The sequence below is a fragment of the Bradyrhizobium sp. AZCC 1721 genome, assembly GCF_036924715.1.
In the GTDB taxonomy this organism is placed as follows: domain Bacteria; phylum Pseudomonadota; class Alphaproteobacteria; order Rhizobiales; family Xanthobacteraceae; genus Bradyrhizobium.
Genome location: NZ_JAZHSB010000001.1, coordinates 1,154,873 through 1,172,182, shown reverse-complemented (window position 1 = coordinate 1,172,182; position 17,310 = coordinate 1,154,873). Strand labels below are relative to the sequence as shown.

Genomic DNA, 17,310 nt, shown 5'->3' with positions numbered 1-17,310 from the left:
CGTTTGGTAAGACGCGCGCGTACCGACGAACTGCTGCTTTGCTCCCGCTGCAATCGACGGGACCTTGTATTGAGCGCTTCATCGCGTACGATGCCCCGAACACGCACGTTAGATGCGGGATCGGGAGCATTCATGAGACCGCTGAGCAAGCTGCTTGCCGGACTGGCGCTGCTGCTGTTGCCGACGCCGTCCTCAGCGCAGGATTTCCCGAGCAAACCGATCAAGCTGATCGTGCCGTTCCCGGCCGGCGGTCCCAACGACATCATCGCGCGGCTGGTCGGCCAGCGCATGTCGGAAATCACAAAGCAGCCGATCGTGATCGACAATCGCGGCGGCCAGGGCGGCGTGCTCGGCACGGATGCGGTCGCAAAGGCGGCGCGCGACGGCTACACGATCGGCATCGTGAGCGCGAGCGCGCTGGTCATCAACCCGGCGATGGAAAAGGTGCCCTACGACGTGGCGAAGGATTTTGCGCCGGTCACGCTGGTGACGACAGTGCCGGAGATGCTGGTCGTCGCCAGCAACGTGCCCGCCGGCGACATGAAGGAACTGATCGCGCTCGCCAAGGCTCAGCCTGGAAAACTCAATTTTGCATCCGCCGGTGTCGGCGGCATGCCGCACCTTGCCGGTGAACTGCTCAAGCAGACAGCCGGAATCGACATCGTGCACGTGCCCTACCGGGGCGCCGCGCCCGCCATTAACGATCTGCTCGGCCAGCAGGTGCAGATGGCGTTCCTCGATCTGCCGGTGCTGCTGCCGCATATCAAGGCAGGCAGCCTGCGCCCGATTGCCCTTGGCGCGCCGAAACGTGCGTCCACCTCACCTGAGGTGCCGACCACCGCGGAAGTCGGCATGCCGGATCTCCTGATCGAAAACTGGTACGGCATGATCGCGCCGGCCGGAGTGCCCGAGGCGATCGTCGCCACCCTGAACCGCGTCGCCAACGAGGCGATGAATGATCCGCAGGTGAAGCAGAAGCTTGCAGATCAAGGCCTGACAGTCGCCGGCAACACGCCGGGGCATTTTCGCGACTACATCGGAACCGAGGCCCAAAAGTGGGCGCGCGTCATCAAGGCTGCCGGCCTCGCCACCGGCAAGTAACGCCGGGCTTCCCCAGACCTTCAGCATTCGCGCTCCCTCACAAGTTCAACGTGGCGCAGATTTGCGCAGGTGCTCGGCCAATTGCTGCGCGGGCTTGGGCAGCGCCCGAAAGCTCCGGGCGCAGATCACGAGCCGCCGGTTGGCCCAGGAGTCCCTGATCCTGATGACATTGATCTTCATCGATCGCGCGCATCGCTTTGCCGCGACTTCAGGCATCACGCCAATCCCGATGCCGGCGGCGACCATCCGGCCGATTGCATCGAAACTGTTCAGCCGCGCGCGAAAGCGCAGCCGCGCACCGAGACGCGCGGCGTGTCCGCTGACATGGGCGTGCAGCGCGATCGAACTGATCAAGCCGACGAAATCGCGCTCCACTATTTCGGCGAAATCGACCTGCCGCCGATTAGCCAGTTCGTCGTTCCGCGCGGCAACCAGCACCAACCGATCCTCGCTGAACGGCATCCGCTCGATATTGTCTGCAAGCGCGTGTTCGGCGGCAAGCCCAAGATCGGCGGCACCGATGACGATGGCGCGTGCAATTTCGCTGCTTTCGCGTTCCTCGACATCGATCGAAATGTGAGGATGTGCAGCCAGAAAGCCCGCCAACGTCTTCGGCAGATATTCCGAAAGCCCGGACGTGTTGGCGAGGAAGCGGACGGTGGCCTTCATGCCGCGGGCAAAGTCGGCGAGATCGCCGCGCATGGTCTCGATGTTGTGGAGCACGATCCTGGCATGGTCGAGCAGGCTTTCGCCGGCCGGCGTCAACTCGACGCCGCGGCGGCCGCGCCTCAGCAGCGAAACACCGAGCGCTTCTTCCAGGCCCTTGATCCGTTCACTCGCCGACGCCAGCGCGAGATGGACCCGTTGCGCGCCATTGGTGATGCTTCGCGTCTCGGCGACCGCTATGAAGAGCTGAAGATCGACCAGATCGAAACGCATGGGGATTCCTTGTGGAGCCGTCATTGCGAGCGAAGCAATCCACTTCTCCACGCGGGGATAGATGGATTGCTTCGTCGCTGTCGCTCCTCGCAATGACGGAGACCAGACAGCATTCGCTTTTCCCGAAGGCTGTCTCCGTAATCTCCAGATTGTGCCCGATGCGCCAATGGGTCAAGGTCCGACCCATGTTCGATTCCATGCTCATTCTCATCGCCGCGGCCTTCCTGCTGGCCGGCTTCATCAAGGGCGTGATCGGGCTCGGCCTGCCGACGGTCTCGATGGGCCTGCTCGCGGTGACGATGCCGCCGGCGCAGGCGATTGCGATCGTGATCGTGCCGGCGATCGTCACCAATATCTGGCAGACTTTTGGCGGCCCGTATTTGCGCGACATCATGCGGCGGCTGTGGCCGCTGATGGCCGGCACCGTCGCCGGCATCTGGCTGAACGCGGGACTGTTGACCGGCCCGTACGCGCCCTATGGCACCGTCGTTCTCGGCACGCTGCTGGTGATCTACGCGATCCTCGGTCTCAGCAAGCTTCACTTCAAGGTCGCACGCCGCGACGAGAAATGGATCGGCGGCATCGTCGGTCTGATCACCGGCGTGGTGTCGGCCGCAACCGGCGTTCAAGTGATTCCGTCGATGCCTTATCTGCAGGCGATCGGGATGGAGAAGGACGAGCTGGTGCAGGCGCTCGGTGTGTTCTTTACCGTCGCCACGGTGGCGCTCGCCTTCAATCTCACCACCGCGGGCTTGCTGACGGCGGCAACTGCGCTGCCCGGCGCGGTCGCGATGGTGGCATCCTTTGCCGGCATGTTCATCGGACAGGCGGTGCGGAATCGCATGCAGCCGGACGTGTTCCGCCGCTGGTTCCTGATCGCGATGATCTTGCTCGGTCTCTACCTCGCCGGCAGCGCCTTCGTGAAAATCCACGGCTGAAGCATCAGCGCGCCTCCAGCATCGCCACGCGGATACCGAGATAGACGAACAGCCCGCCGAGTGCGCGGTTGATCCACGCCACCGCGCCGGCCGATTGCCGGATACGGCCCGCGGCCCGGGCCGCGAAGGCGGCGATGCAAAAACACCACAACGTGCCGCTGGTGATGAAGATCAGGCCGAGCACCAGAAACGCCAAGGTCTTGTGGGCCGACTCCGCCGCCACGAACTGCGGCAGGAACGCCAGAAAGAACAGCGCCACCTTCGGATTGAGCACGTTGGTCAGGGCGCCCTGCCAGAACACGCGGGCAAGCGATGTCTCGCTGCCTGCCGAGCCATTGCCTGCCACTCCCGCCTCCGCCAGCGGGCGCGAACGCGATAGCAGCATCTGGACACCCGTAAACAGCAGATAGGCGGCGCCGACCCATTTCAGGACCGCAAAAGCGGCAGATGACGCCATCAACAGCGCCGACAGGCCGATGGCGGCGCCGAACACGTGAACGAGGCAGCCGGCACTGATTCCGGTCGCTGCCGCCGCCCCGCCGCGCCATCCGAACTGGATGCTGCGACCGATAATGTAGGCCGTGTCCGGCCCCGGGGTGATATTGAGCAACAGGCCCGAGAGGATGAATAGCCAGAGTTGGTGAATGCCGAGCATCTCTATCATCATTTGACGGTTCCCTTGGCGCCAGCAGCCCTGTTGCGCACATGCCAATCCCTTAGGGATTGCAGTACTATCATGAGCAAATCGGGCTTCCACCAGATTGCGCATATTTTATAAACATTGGAATTGGTTGGCTGACCGCGTAGTGGTTATCCTGCCCGTTCGGGTGTCATTGGGGATATAGTGGGGATATGGAAAGACGCCTGGCAGCCATCGTCTGCGCTGACGTCGCCGGCTACTCCCGAATGATGGGAGCCGACGAGGCGGGGACGCACGCCACGTTCAAGGCCCATCGAAGCGCGATCTATCCGATCATCCTCAATCACGGCGGCCGTCTGGTGAAGAACACCGGCGACGGCTTCCTCCTGGAGTTTCCCTCTATCGTCGGCGCCATCGAGGCCGCGGTCGCGATGCAGATGGTGATGGCGGAACGCAACGAGCACCTGCCCGCCGATCGCGCCATGCAGTTTCGCATGGGCATCCACATGGGCGACGTGATGGCCGACGAGGACGAGGTGTTCGGCGATGACGTCAACATTGCGGTCCGCCTCGAATCGGTTGCCGCCCCCGGCGGCGTGGCGGTTTCGGGCAAGGCCTGCCATGAAGCGGGCAAGCGCCTCAGCGTCACATTCGTCGACGCCGGTCCCTACCGGTTCAAGAACATCGAGGAGCCGATCCATGTCTGGACCTGGCAGCCCGGGGGGGCCGATGCCGTCGGCCCGGCACCCAAGGCCGCGTCCGAGACATCGGCTACCAACCTGCCTGCCCAATATCGCACCGCGATCGTGGGTGTGCTGCCGTTCACGAACTTGAGCGAAAGCGCGGACGAGTATTTTTCCGACGGGCTGACCGAGGACCTGATCCACGCGCTATCACTGCAATCGTTCTATCGGGTACTGAGCCGCAACTCGACGTTCTCGTTCAAGGGCAAGAATGTGAGCACGCGCCTGATCGCGCGCGAGATCGATGCCACCTACCTGATCCAGGGCTCGGTGCGCCGCGCCGCCAACAAGATCCGCGTCACCGCCGACTTGATCGCGCCCGAAACCGGCGAGCAGTTATGGACCGGCCGGTTCGACCGTGACATGGGCGATCTGTTCGCGATGCAGGACGAGCTCACCACCAGCCTGTCGGCGGCGATCGCGGCCGAAATCTACCGGGCGGAAGCGTCCGCCCCGCCCCGCTCCTCTTCGAACGACATCACCGCCTGGGATCGCTTCCTCAAGGGGCTGTCCTACTACTACCTGCACACCAAGGCAGACTACGAAACCTCGATCAGCCTGTTCAAGGAAGCCATCGCGCTCGATCCGACGCTGTCGATCGCACGCGCCTATCTCGCTACCATCCAGATCCAGGGCATTCAGTTCGGATGGATCAAGAGCACGCGCGAATTGTGGGACTCCGCGATGTGTCTTGCGGAGAGCAGCGTCCGGCTCGATCCCCGCTCGTCTTTCGCATTTCAGATTCTGGCCTATCTGCACGCTGTCGAAGGACACTACGAGGCGGCAATGGATGCCGCAAAGCGCGCAGTCGGGCTCAATCCGTACGACATGGGTGCTCGCGGCGTGCTCGGCTTTTGTCATCTGATGAGTGGCGAACACCGGCAAGCCATCGAACTGTTTACGATGGCGGCGCAGCAAGGCAACAACGACCCTCGATATCAATGGGCCGCCGTCAACGCGTTCAGCCATTACCTGCTCGGGCAATACGACGCTTCGCTGTCCTGGTCGCGCGAAGAGCTTTATGTGAATCCCAATCATCTCCAGGCGCTGGCGATACGGGCGGCAGCGCTCGCGCAGTTGGGACGAACCGCGGAAGCCGAGAGCGCGGCCAAGGTTCTGCTGAGCAACTATCCAAACCTGACCGTCGACCGGTACTTGCGGAACTTTCATTGGAAGTCGGCGGCCGACGTCGCGCACTACCGCGACGGCCTTGTGAAAGCCGGCATCCCCTTCACCAGATTGACCCTCGTCGAATCCTCGCCAAAGCTTGCCGCAGATTCCTGAGCGTGTGTCGGTTGACACCGCGTCGAATTCCGCCAAAACTTGCCACACCCTGAAGTAGCGCCCCCGCCGAATTTTCTTTTCAAAACCGTCATCCGCTCCGCGTCGGTGACAGGCCATTTTTCATATTCGGCGCCTTTGAGGATTTGAGCCATGTCAGACCACCACATTGCCACCGCCCCGGGCGCTGCGCCTGCCGGGCAGTCTCCCGTTTCGCCCAATAATCCCTGTCCCTTCCTGCGCGCCTTGGTCGCCAACGGCTATATCGACGGCCACGTCGTGCCGCTCTCGCAACTCTCCGAAATGATCGGATTGGCCAGCGGCGAAACCGGCTCGGCCCAAAAAGAGGTGCGGCGGAAAGCCTGGATGGTCGCCGTCATTGCCAACGGCCTCGGGCCGCTGCGCGTATTCAAGAGCGCAACGTCTGGCGCCGTGCTCGACGAGTTGCGCAACGGCCCGCTCGACAAGCATGGCGGCGGTTCACGCATTCTCGACGCCGAAGCGAACGTCCACGAAGACCAAATCGAACGGCTCGCCAGCTTCGGCAAGGACTGCAAAGATCCCGCTGGAGGCATCGAGATCGGGCTGACAGCGAAGGAGATCGAGGCCTTCATGGCAGACAATATCAAGCGCGACGATGCAGCCCGCTGGTACTTCCCGATCCTGATGAAGGGCGAGTGGCCGGTCCTATTGAAAATCCTCGGCAAGGGCGAAGGCGAGGCGCGCTACCTCAGCGTCGCCGAGGTCAGAACGCTGTTCGTCGAGAAGCGGCTGCCCGAGCGGATCACGGCACGGCTGCCGAAGCCGGCGGCCGCCAAGATGTGAGCTCTCGTGTCCCGGACGCGGTGCGGCGTGTAACGCTGCTCCGCAGCGCCGGGACCTACTTATGGGGCCCGGATCAGCAGCGCACCACGCCGCTCGCCATAGCGCGTTGAAGACGCGCGTGAACGCGCTTATGGCGCTGCGCAGCATCCGGGGCACGCCGGCGCGTACTTGCGCAATCATTTGAACAGCGGCGTGCCCGGCACGAACGCATCGAATGCGGCCCAGAATTGCGCGCGGTAGCGGTCCTGCTCCTGCAGGATCTCGTGCTTGGAGCCTGCGATCACCAAATGCGAGCCGGCGCGTAAGTGATAGGCGAATTCCTCGATCGCCGCCGTTGAAACGATGGTGTCGTTGCTGGCGGCAAGCATCAGGATCGGTTGGCGGATTTCGGACGGGTAGTTCACGCCGCGAAAGGTATTCATTGCCCTGAACGCGGTATCGGCCCAGGCCACCGTCGGCGAGCCAATGCCCAGCGTCGGGTCTTCTTCCAGGATCGCGGCGTTGCGGGCGTAGCGCACGGGATCGCTGGTGAAGGGGTTGTTGATGAAGGATTCCGTGCCGGTCAGCGCATCGCTGCCGCCGGGCACGTAGCGGCCGCCTTGCCCCATCAGCCGCATGGTCCGAAGCAGCGCCCGGGTCGGAAACGACGTCGTGCGCCCCGGCAGATCGATCATCGGCGCCGACAGCACCATGCGGTCGAACCAGCGCTTTCCCGCATGCGCCACCCGTAGCATGACCGCGCCGCCCATCGAATGCGCCAGCGCGAAATAAGGCGGCGGACAATCCGGCAGCACCACCTGCTGCACGAAGGTCTCGACGTCCACTTCGAAATCGGAGAAGTCGCGGACATAGCCTTTGCGCGGATCACGCAGGCGGCGCGAAGAATGCCCCTGGCCGCGCCAGTCGATCATCGCCACTGCAAAGCCGCGATCGCGCAAGTCCCGCACCGTCTCGAAATATTTCTCGATCTGCTCGCTGCGCCCGGTGAAGACGCAGACCGTGCCCTTGCGCCCCGCCGGCGGCGCCCAGCGCGCGAACCTCAGTTCCGCGCCGTCGGGCGTCTTGATGATGCCCGAGACGACGTCCTCCGGAACCGGATTGGCGGGGATGGAGACGAGCGTCATGACGGGAACCGGCTAGGTGAAAAGGGCTAAAAATCAAGGCGGGAGCGTAAAAAAGGGCCTGTTTCGGCCCTCTTGAACGCCGTTTCACCCCTCCCATATCACTTCTGTGCAGGCCACTGCCAGTGTTTCGGAACCAAAGCCCAAGGCTCCAAAAACTGAGGCTGCACGGGACTAAAGCCCGGCCCAATGGCGGGCGGGTTATTGCAACAGTCGCTCAATGGAGGACTATCCTATGCGTACCTACGATCTTACCCCGTTTTATCGTTCCACCGTCGGCTTCGACCGCTTCTTCAACCTGCTCGATCAGGTGACCTCCGACGGCAGCCCCGGTTATCCGCCCTACAACATCGAGCGCACCGGTGAGAACGCCTACCGCATCAGCGTTGCGGTTTCCGGCTTCTCGCAGGGCGAGCTTTCGATCGTCGCGAAGGAAAACACACTGACGATCAAGGGCGAGAAAACCGCCAACGAGAACGGCAAGGACAAATCCGAAGTGCTCTACCGCGGCATCGCCGCGCGCGCCTTCGAGCGCGTCTTCCAGCTTGCCGATTTCGTGCAGGTAAAGAACGCCTCGCTGGAGAACGGCCTGCTCCACGTCGATCTCGTCCGCGAGATCCCCGAGGCCAAGAAGCCGCGCAGCATTCCGATCAATTCGGGCGCGCAGGCCCCGCAGGTGGTCGACGCTTCCGTCGCCGCGTAACACGGTAGGTTCAGCCGGTATTGGCTGAGCGCGAAAACGCCCCGGGCAACCGGGGCGTTTTTTTGTGCGCGCATGACGAAGACGGCGCAATCCGGCTGCGCTCATTAACAGCGAATTTAAATGATGTCCGCTTCGACGATGACTACTTGACCGCGCGCCCCCGGTATCAGCGGCACCTAGACGCGTAACATTTGAAGTTCGGCGACGTACTCACTTTGCACCCAGCACTTCAACAGACATATCCAATCAGGAGAGATCGATGGCGAAGTTACAGATTGTTGCGGCGCTCGCCGCCAGTGTGTTTGCAGGATCGTTTGGCGTACTCACCACGCCGGCGCAGGCCGCGGCACCGGTCAAGGTGAAAAATGTCGTGCTGGTGCACGGCGCCTGGGCCGACGGATCGAGTTGGTCGAAAGTCATTCCACGGCTGCAGGCAGCGGGACTTCACGTCACGGCGGTCCAGAATCCGCTGACGTCGCTGGAAGATTCCGTGGCCGCCACACGCCGCGCGCTGGCGCAGCAGGACGGGCCGACTGTGCTGGTGGCGCATTCCTGGGGCGGCACCGTGATCAGCGAAGTCGGCACCGACCCGAAGGTCACGGGGCTGGTCTATGTCGCGGCCCGCGCGCCCGATGCGGGCGAGGACTTCGTGGCGCTCTCGCAGAAATTTCCAACGGGGCCGGCGCGCGCCGGCGTTCAGGAGCATGACGGCTTCACCAAATTGTCCGGAGACGCGTTCCTGAAATATTTCGCCAACGGCGTCGACCGGAAGACGGCGGAAGTCCTCTACGCCGTGCAGGAGCCGACCGCTGCATCCCTGTTCGCCAGCCGCACCACCGCGGCCGCCTGGCGCAGCAAGCCGAGCTGGTACGCCGTGTCGAAGCAGGACTACACCATCAATCCCGATCTCGAGCGGTATCTCGCCAAGCGGATGAATGCCACGACGGTCGAACTCGAGGCCGGCCACCTGTCGCTAGTCTCTCAGGCCGACAAGGTCGCCGACCTGATCCTGGCCGCCGCCGGCTAGCACGAATAGCGCGGAAAAGGAAACGCCCCGGAAAACCGGGGCGTTTGTATTGTTGTCGTCCCTGCGAACGCACTAGTGGATGCACACATGTTGCAGTGCGATTCAGGCTTCATATGCAATTTTAGAATCGAAGATGCGAGCTCATCGAAATTTTGGAATCGAGGCTGGCGTTTTCGCGCAAGATCGGAATCCAGCGCTTCGGTGGGGTGGAGAGCGTGCGCAGCAAAACTACGTCGCAACACTTGAGAAGTGCAAAAACCCTTGGCTTTTCATGAGTATTTGCGGCGCAACAAGTGTGCATGCCCTAGTGCGAACGCAGGGACCCATATGTGGACGGCCCCCTGCTTGCAAGAGGCGGAACGCGGTTCGATCGAAGCGATTGCGGCCATATGTCCGGTCTGTTGATGCGGTCGCACATGACCGCTGCCAAGATGGGGTCCACAATACGAGCTCCAAACATAGTGGCGGTGTCTTGCACCAATGGGTCCCACGGAGTGTTGCCTCGTGACTGTGATCGATCGATCAGGTCCATCTTCCGTTCTCGAGCAAGCTTCGGCCTGCAGCGTGAAGTTACCCTCACGCCGAAGCTTTGATCTGCGTCAGTTGAAGGTCATGTGGTCACCTTGTTGTGTGGGCGAGGCCCAGATTGGGTCGTTGCTCCGATGGCGGCCGCTGTTGAGCGCCGCGCGCAGGGTTGTCAAGGCTGGCCGAAGGCCACCGCCGCAGGCGGCGCGCAGCGGCCTTGACGAGGCGAGCACGGCGCTACACTCGGCCTCGGAGAGACGATGCCGGCGCGTGCCGCGTCGTAGCGTTCGCCGCTGACCATCAGTTTCCAGGCAATGCGCGCCACCTTGTTGGCGAGCGCCACGGCGGCGAGCTTCGGCGGCTTGCGCGCCACCAGATCGCGCAGCCAGGGCGAGGGATGAGCCTTGCCTTTGCGAACCTGCTTGATCACCGAGGTGGCGCCCACCACCAGGGTGCGGCGCAAGCTCTCATCGCCGGCGCGGGTAATGACGCCGAGCCGCATTTTACCTGCGGTAGAATGATCCTTCGGGGTCAAGCCCATCCAGGCCGCAAAGTCGCGGCCACAGCGGAAGACCTGCGGATTGGGAGCCTTGATCGTCAGCAGACAACCGCCGATCGGGCCGATGGCATCGACCTCGGCAAGGCGGCGGCTCATCTCGTTCTGCCGGTGCCAGGCCTTCAGCTTCGCTTCGATCTCGCGCAGCTCACCCCTCAGCCGGTCGTACTCCTGACCGTGGATGGCGAACAGCTCTTTGGCAAGCGCGGGCACCGTTCCGTCTTCGGCAATGCGCGTCAGCAGCGGCTCGACATGGGCAGGCCCTTTGGCGGCCGCGAGGCCGAACTCGGCCGCGTGACCGCGGATGGTGTTGATGAGCTGCGTGCGATAGTCGATCAGCCGCTGGCGCATCGTCATCAACATTTGCGCCGCTTGCTCTTCCACACTCTTGACCCTCACGAAGCTCATGCGCGGCCGGCTCATTGCCTCGCAGATCGCGTCGGCATCTTGCTTGTCGTTCTTATTGCGCTGGACATACGGCTTCACGTGCTGCGCCGGCAGCAGCTTCGGCTCATGTCCCAGCGCCATCAGTTCGCGCGCCCAGTAGTGCGCCCCGCCGCAGGCTTCCAGGCCGACCTCGGTCGGCGGCAGCTTGCCGAAAAAGCTCAGGAAATCGCGCCGGCGCAGCCTTTTGCGCAGCACCGGCCGCTCGGCCGCATCAACGCCATGCAGCTGGAAAACACTCTTGGACGTGTCGACACCAATTCGGATAATATCGTTCATGGACGGCTCCCTTGTCTGAGATCTTTACCGACCTCATTCTGGCACATCGATGCCGTCGGGGGCCGTCCACCCCAACATACCGCGTGATCTATCAACTGCGCGATATGGCAGATGCCGTTCGCAAAACGACCGCTGGTGGTTATGGATCCCTGCGTTCGCAGGGACGACGATAGCTTTACTCCAGCCCCTGCACGTCAGGCATCGCCTGCGTCGGCGCAATCTGCGGCGCGGGCTTGGCCGGGACCGAACCCGTCACCGCCGGCGACGCTGCGGCCTGCGCTTCGGTCGGCTTCGGCGCAGGCGCGGCGGCCTGCTTGACCGGCGCCGATGCAGGTTTGGCGGCAATCGGACTGACCTTCGGCATCGGCACCGCGCGGCTTGACGCCTGGGAAGCCGGCCGCTGCGGCCGCGGCGCGGCCTGGACATTGGCCGGGGTGGCCGGCGCATGGGCCTGCGGCGGCGGAGCCCCCTGAGTTGCCGGAAGCGCGCTGTGCTCTTCGTAGAAATTGTCGCCCATCCGGGAGGACGGCACGAAACGGATGATCCGGCCGTTGCGTGCGTCGATCACCAGCCGGCCGTCCTCGCCGCCGCGGTCGAGCGCCGCAATCGTGTAAACGATGCCGCGCAGCCTCGGGATACCAAGCGGCGAGAATCCGTTATCGCGCAGCACGGAATAGACTTCCGTCGACGGCAACAGTCCCGGACCGTATCCATACTGAGGCGCGGCTCCGTAGCGCGGCCCGGGCTCGTCGTACGGCCCGGGAACCGGTTGCGGTGCCACGGCATAGGGAGCGTCGAAATCCGATGCCGCCCTGTATGGCGAGCGCCCGATCTCATAAGGCCCGGGCACCTGCGCCTGCGCGCCGCCCACAAGAAGGACCAGTCCCGCCGCCAAAGATCCCGTGAACAACTTCATCACCGAAAGCTCCTGTAAACCCCGCAGCCTCCGGACCGTAACCGGAGCATTTTGCTCACTCACCGACGGCCCAGGGCGAATTTCATTGCGAAATCCGGCGGTCCTTGGGCCGGATCGGGGCGCCGCTGCCGCAAACTCCAGCGGCTGGCTTTTCCCCCTGGCCACCAGACGCCGATCCGCATGCGGGCGAGGACTTTCACGCGCTTGTGTGATAAAGAAAAATTTGGCATGGTCGAAGTTAGGACAGTATCACTGTCTCAATTGCGGAGCCGTCCCGGCACAGGGATTGCAACGAAACCGTGGCGACACGAGCTCCAGGGCAGTGCAGGCAAGGCCGTTCCTCAGGGACGTTGAACGCCCAAGCCTGAATTTAAGAAATTGCGGCTCGCGGCGGACGAGCGGTGGCCCGGTGGGTGCCGCAAGCGTCCAAGGTGCGCCGACGATGCGGTGAGGCCCTTAGCCTTTTTGAGAGGAATGAGATGAGCGGGTCGGAATTCGAGCGCGAAAACATCGTGACAGAAACCCTGTCGGCGACCGCGGCTTCGAAACCGGCCGACATTGCGCGCGAGCATGACTGGCGCCCGCCGGCCGAGGGCCTGTACGACCTCGGCATGGAGAAGGATTCCTGCGGCGTCGGCTTCATCGCCAACATCAAGGGCCGCAAGTCGCATCAGATCGTCTCCGACGCGATCAGCATTCTCTGCAACCTCGAACATCGCGGCGCGGTCGGCGCCGATCCGCGCGCCGGCGACGGTGCCGGCATTCTGGTGCAGATCCCGCACGCGTTCTTTTCGCGCAAGACCGCCGAACTCGGCTTCAAGCTGCCGGAGCCCGGCCACTACGCGATCGGCGCGCTGTTCATGCCGAAGGAGACGGCGTGGCGAAAAGTGATCCAGAGCATCATCGCCGAACAGATCAAGGAAGAGGGCCTCGTGCTGCTCGGCTGGCGCGATGTGCCGTCCGACAACGCTTCGCTCGGCGAAACCGTCAAGCCGACCGAACCCTACCACATGCAGGTCTTCATCGGCCGCAACGGCACGGCGAAGACCGAGGACGAGTTCGAGCGCAGGCTCTACATCCTGCGCAAGTCAATCTCGCAGGCGATCTACCAGCGCCGCGACCGCGGGCTCGCCGGCTATTACCCGGTCTCGCTGTCGTGCCGCACCGTGATCTATAAGGGCATGTTCCTCGCCGACCAGCTCGGCAAGTACTATCCCGATCTGCACGAAGGGGATTTCGAGAGCGCGTTGGCGCTGGTGCATCAGCGCTTCTCGACCAACACCTTCCCGACCTGGTCGCTGGCGCATCCGTACCGGATGATCGCCCACAACGGCGAAATCAACACGCTGCGCGGCAACGTCAACTGGATGGCGGCGCGGCAGGCTTCCGTTCACTCGGAGCTCTACGGCAAGGACATCAGCCGCCTCTGGCCGATCTCCTACGAAGGCCAGAGCGACACTGCCTGCTTCGACAATGCACTCGAATTCCTGGTGCAGGGCGGTTACTCGCTGCCGCACGCGGTCATGATGATGATTCCGGAAGCGTGGGCTGGCAATCCCCTGATGGATGAGCAGCGCCGCGCTTTCTACGAGTATCACGCCGCGCTGATGGAGCCGTGGGACGGCCCTGCCGCGATCGCGTTCACCGACGGCCGCCAGATCGGCGCCACGCTCGACCGCAACGGGCTCCGTCCCGCGCGCTATCTCGTCACCAAGGACGACCGCATCGTGATGGCGTCCGAAATGGGCGTGCTGAAGATCCCGGAGGATGAGATCGTCACCAAGTGGCGGCTGCAACCCGGCAAGATGCTTTTGGTCGACCTCGAACAGGGACGCCTCATTCCCGACGCCGAGATCAAGGCGACGCTGGCCAAGAGCCACCCCTACAGCGACTGGCTGCATCGCACCCAGCTCGTGCTGGAGGAATTGCCCGATGCGCCCGTCAAGGGCATGCGTTCGAACCTGCCGTTGCTCGACCGGCAGCAGGCGTTCGGCTATTCGCAGGAAGACATCAACATCCTGATGACGCCGATGGCGGCGACCGGCGAGGAAGCCGCCGGCTCGATGGGCAACGATACGCCGATCTCGGCGCTGTCGGACCGGCCCAAGCCGTTGTTCACCTATTTCAAGCAGAATTTCGCGCAGGTCACCAACCCGCCGATCGACCCGATCCGCGAGGAACTCGTCATGAGCCTCGTCTCGATCATCGGGCCGCGGCCGAACCTGTTCGACCTGCAGGGCATGGCCTCGACCAAGCGGCTCGAGGTGCGCCAGCCGATCCTGACCGATGCGGACCTGGAGAAGATCCGCTCGATCTCCGATGTCGCTGACACCCATTTCAAGTCACGCACGCTCGACACCACATTCCATGCCGGCTTCGGCGCGGCGGGGATGGAGCAGGTGCTCGACGAACTCTGCGCGCGCGCCGAAGGCGCGGTGCGCGAAGGCGTCAACATCATCATCCTGTCCGACCGCATGGCGGGCACGGACCGGATTCCGATCCCCTCGCTGCTCGCCTGCGCCGCCGTGCATCATCATCTGATCCGCACCGGCTTGCGCACCTCGGTCGGCATCGTCGTCGAATCCGGCGAGCCGCGCGAGGTGCATCATTTCGCATGCCTGGCCGGCTACGGCGCCGAGGCGATCAATCCGTATCTGGCGTTCGAAACCATCATCGCGATGAAGGACCGCCTGCCGGGCGCGCTCGACGACTATGAAATCGTCAAGCGCTACATCAAGTCGATCGGCAAGGGCCTGCTCAAGGTGATGTCCAAGATGGGCATCTCGACCTACCAGTCCTATTGCGGCGCGCAGATTTTTGACGCCGTCGGGCTGAAGGCCGATTTCGTCGCGAAGTATTTTGCCGGCACCCACACCCGCATCGAGGGCGTGGGCCTGGTCGAAATCGCCGAGGAAACGGTGCGGCGCCATACGGATGCATTCGGAGACGCGCAGGTCTACAAGACCGCGCTCGATGTCGGCGGCGAATACGCCTACCGCACCCGCGGCGAGGATCACGCCTGGACGGCCGAGTCCGTCTCAGCGCTGCAGCATGCCGTGCGCGGCAACTCGCAGGAGCGCTATCGCGCGTTCGCGAAGATCCTCAACGAGCAGTCGGAGCGGCTGTTGACGCTGCGCGGCCTGTTCCGGATCAAGACCGCCGAGGACGAGAAGCGCAAACCGGTGAAGCTCGACCAGGTCGAGCCGGCCTCCGAAATCGTCAAGCGTTTCGCCACGGGTGCGATGAGCTTCGGCTCGATCTCGCGCGAGGCGCACACCACGCTCGCGATCGCGATGAACCGGATCGGCGGCAAGTCGAACACCGGCGAAGGCGGCGAAGAGGCCGATCGGTTCAAGCCGATGCCGAATGGCGATTCAATGCGCTCGGCGATCAAGCAGGTCGCCTCGGGCCGCTTCGGCGTGACGACGGAATATCTCGTCAACTCCGACATGATGCAGATCAAGATGGCCCAGGGCGCCAAGCCCGGTGAAGGCGGCCAATTGCCTGGCCACAAGGTCGACGCGACGATCGCGCGCGTGCGGCATTCGACCCCCGGCGTTGGCCTGATCTCGCCGCCGCCGCATCACGACATCTATTCGATCGAGGATCTGGCGCAGCTCATCTACGACCTCAAGAACGTCAATCCGGACGGTCAGGTCTCGGTCAAGCTGGTTTCCGAAATCGGCGTCGGCACGGTGGCCGCGGGCGTGGCGAAAGCGCGCGCCGACCACGTCACCATTGCGGGCTTCGAGGGCGGCACCGGAGCCTCCCCCCTCACCTCGATCAAGCATGCCGGCAGCCCGTGGGAGATCGGCCTTGCCGAAACCCACCAGACGCTGGTGCGCGAGCGGCTGCGTAGCCGTATCGTGGTCCAGGTCGACGGCGGCTTCCGCACCGGGCGCGATGTCGTGATCGGCGCACTTCTCGGCGCCGACGAGTTCGGCTTCGCCACCGCGCCGCTGATCGCGGCCGGCTGCATCATGATGCGCAAGTGCCATCTCAACACCTGCCCGGTCGGCGTCGCGACCCAGGATCCGGTGCTGCGCAAGCGCTTCACCGGCCAGCCCGAGCACGTCATCAACTATTTCTTCTTCGTCGCCGAGGAAGTACGCGAGATCATGGCGCAGCTCGGCTACAGGAAGTTCGACGAAATGATCGGCCAGACCCAGATGCTCGACCAGTCCACGCTGGTGGCGCACTGGAAGGCCAAAGGGCTCGATTTCTCAAAACTCTTCGTCCGCCAGAAGGAAGAGAAGGGCCAGAAGATCTATCACGCCGAAGCCCAGAACCATCATCTGGAGAAGGTGCTCGACCGCCGCCTGATCGAGAAGGCGCAGGCCGCGCTCGACCGCGGCGCGCCGGTGAAAATCGAGGAAGAGATCAACAACACCGACCGCTCCGCCGGCGCGATGCTGTCCGGAGCCGTGGCGAAGATCTACGGCCATGCCGGGCTGCCGCATGACACCATTCATGTCAGCCTGAAGGGCACGGCAGGCCAGGCGTTCGGCGCGTGGCTGGCGAAGGGCGTCACCTTCGAGCTCGAAGGCGAAGGCAACGATTACGTCGGCAAGGGCCTGTCGGGCGGCCGCATCGTCGTCAAGCCGCCGAAGAATTCCGGCATCGTGCCGGAGGAGTCCATCATCGTCGGCAATACGGTGATGTACGGCGCGATCGAGGGCGAATGCTACTTCCGCGGCATCGCCGGCGAGCGCTTTGCGGTGCGCAACTCCGGCGCTATCGCGGTCGTCGAAGGCGCCGGCGATCATTGCTGCGAATATATGACCGGCGGCATCGTCGTGGTGCTGGGCAAGACCGGCCGCAACTTCGCAGCCGGCATGTCCGGCGGCATCGCCTATGTACTCGACGAGGCCGGCGACTTCGCAAAGCTCTGCAACATGGCGATGGTCGAACTGGAACCGGTGCTCTCGGAAGAGATGATCAACCAGAACACCTACCACCATTCCGGCGATCTCGAGCAGCATGGCCGAGTCGACGTGTTCCAGAACCTGCTCGAGTCCGACATCGAGCGGCTGCACGTGCTGATCACGCGCCACGCCAAACTGGCTGGGTCGAAGAAGGCCGCCGAGATCCTCGCGAACTGGAAGGCCTGGCTGCCTAAATTCCGCAAGGTGATGCCGGTGGAATACCGCCGCGCGCTGAAGGAATTGAAGGTGGACGCCGACGCCGAGCCGAAAATCGCGATCGGGGCTTAGTTACACCAGCCCGTCATTGCGAGCGCAGCGAAACAATCCATAGCGCGACGAGCCGAACC

12 protein-coding genes are annotated in these 17,310 nt (G+C 63.5%); 7 read left to right on the top strand and 5 right to left on the bottom strand.

All coding sequences use genetic code 11. The features are described 5' to 3' along the window. Positions 1-132: 132 nt before the first annotated feature. Entirely contained in the window at positions 133-1,101 is a 969-nt protein-coding gene (locus V1273_RS05625; protein WP_334408974.1) for a Bug family tripartite tricarboxylate transporter substrate binding protein, read from the top strand. 45 nt (positions 1,102-1,146) lie between these two features. On the opposite strand, the gene V1273_RS05620 is transcribed toward V1273_RS05625, so the two are convergent. Continuing rightward, positions 1,147-2,040 carry a LysR substrate-binding domain-containing protein gene (locus tag V1273_RS05620; protein ID WP_334408972.1) on the bottom strand — a complete coding sequence of 298 codons (894 nt, stop codon included), beginning with the start codon at positions 2,038-2,040 and terminating at the stop codon, positions 1,147-1,149. Positions 2,041-2,225: 185 nt separating this feature from the next. Between V1273_RS05620 and V1273_RS05615 the strand changes: the two genes are divergently transcribed. Then, positions 2,226-2,978 carry a sulfite exporter TauE/SafE family protein gene (locus V1273_RS05615; protein ID WP_334366633.1) on the top strand — a complete coding sequence of 251 codons (753 nt, stop codon included), beginning with the start codon at positions 2,226-2,228 and terminating at the stop codon, positions 2,976-2,978. A gap of 4 nt (positions 2,979-2,982) precedes the next feature. Here V1273_RS05615 and V1273_RS05610 read toward each other — a convergent pair whose 3' ends face one another. Beyond that, positions 2,983-3,633: a LysE family translocator gene (locus V1273_RS05610; protein ID WP_334376926.1), complete on the bottom strand. Its 651-nt coding sequence runs from the start codon at positions 3,631-3,633 to the stop codon at positions 2,983-2,985. A gap of 197 nt (positions 3,634-3,830) precedes the next feature. On the opposite strand from V1273_RS05610, the gene V1273_RS05605 reads away from it, so the two are divergent. Together V1273_RS05605 and V1273_RS05600 are read left to right on the top strand one after the other, a co-directional pair. After that, complete coding sequence (locus V1273_RS05605; RefSeq protein ID WP_334366632.1) at positions 3,831-5,645, top strand: tetratricopeptide repeat protein; 1,815 nt, start codon at positions 3,831-3,833, stop codon at positions 5,643-5,645. A gap of 150 nt (positions 5,646-5,795) precedes the next feature. Beyond that, positions 5,796-6,467 carry a hypothetical protein gene (locus V1273_RS05600; RefSeq protein WP_334408970.1) on the top strand — a complete coding sequence of 224 codons (672 nt, stop codon included), beginning with the start codon at positions 5,796-5,798 and terminating at the stop codon, positions 6,465-6,467. Between the two features lie 176 nt (positions 6,468-6,643). Here V1273_RS05600 and V1273_RS05595 read toward each other — a convergent pair whose 3' ends face one another. Continuing rightward, positions 6,644-7,591, bottom strand: a complete 948-nt coding sequence (locus V1273_RS05595; protein ID WP_334366630.1) for an alpha/beta hydrolase — start codon at positions 7,589-7,591, stop codon at positions 6,644-6,646. A gap of 232 nt (positions 7,592-7,823) precedes the next feature. On the opposite strand from V1273_RS05595, the gene V1273_RS05590 reads away from it, so the two are divergent. Together V1273_RS05590 and V1273_RS05585 are read left to right on the top strand one after the other, a co-directional pair. Next, positions 7,824-8,291, top strand: coding sequence for an Hsp20 family protein (locus V1273_RS05590; RefSeq protein WP_028350462.1), 468 nt, complete (start codon positions 7,824-7,826; stop codon positions 8,289-8,291). A 259-nt stretch (positions 8,292-8,550) separates the two neighbouring features. Then, positions 8,551-9,318, top strand: a complete 768-nt coding sequence (locus tag V1273_RS05585) for an alpha/beta fold hydrolase (protein WP_334408969.1) — start codon at positions 8,551-8,553, stop codon at positions 9,316-9,318. Between the two features lie 697 nt (positions 9,319-10,015). Here V1273_RS05585 and V1273_RS05580 read toward each other — a convergent pair. Together V1273_RS05580 and V1273_RS05575 are read right to left on the bottom strand one after the other, a co-directional pair. Then, positions 10,016-11,122 carry an IS110 family transposase gene (locus V1273_RS05580; RefSeq protein WP_334383034.1) on the bottom strand — a complete coding sequence of 369 codons (1,107 nt, stop codon included), beginning with the start codon at positions 11,120-11,122 and terminating at the stop codon, positions 10,016-10,018. Between the two features lie 175 nt (positions 11,123-11,297). Continuing rightward, positions 11,298-12,038, bottom strand: a complete 741-nt coding sequence (locus tag V1273_RS05575; RefSeq protein ID WP_334366628.1) for a hypothetical protein — start codon at positions 12,036-12,038, stop codon at positions 11,298-11,300. A 479-nt stretch (positions 12,039-12,517) separates the two neighbouring features. Between V1273_RS05575 and gltB the strand changes: the two genes are divergently transcribed. Continuing rightward, positions 12,518-17,251: a glutamate synthase large subunit gene (gene gltB / locus V1273_RS05570; RefSeq protein ID WP_334408968.1), complete on the top strand. Its 4,734-nt coding sequence runs from the start codon at positions 12,518-12,520 to the stop codon at positions 17,249-17,251. Positions 17,252-17,310 lie beyond the last annotated feature (59 nt).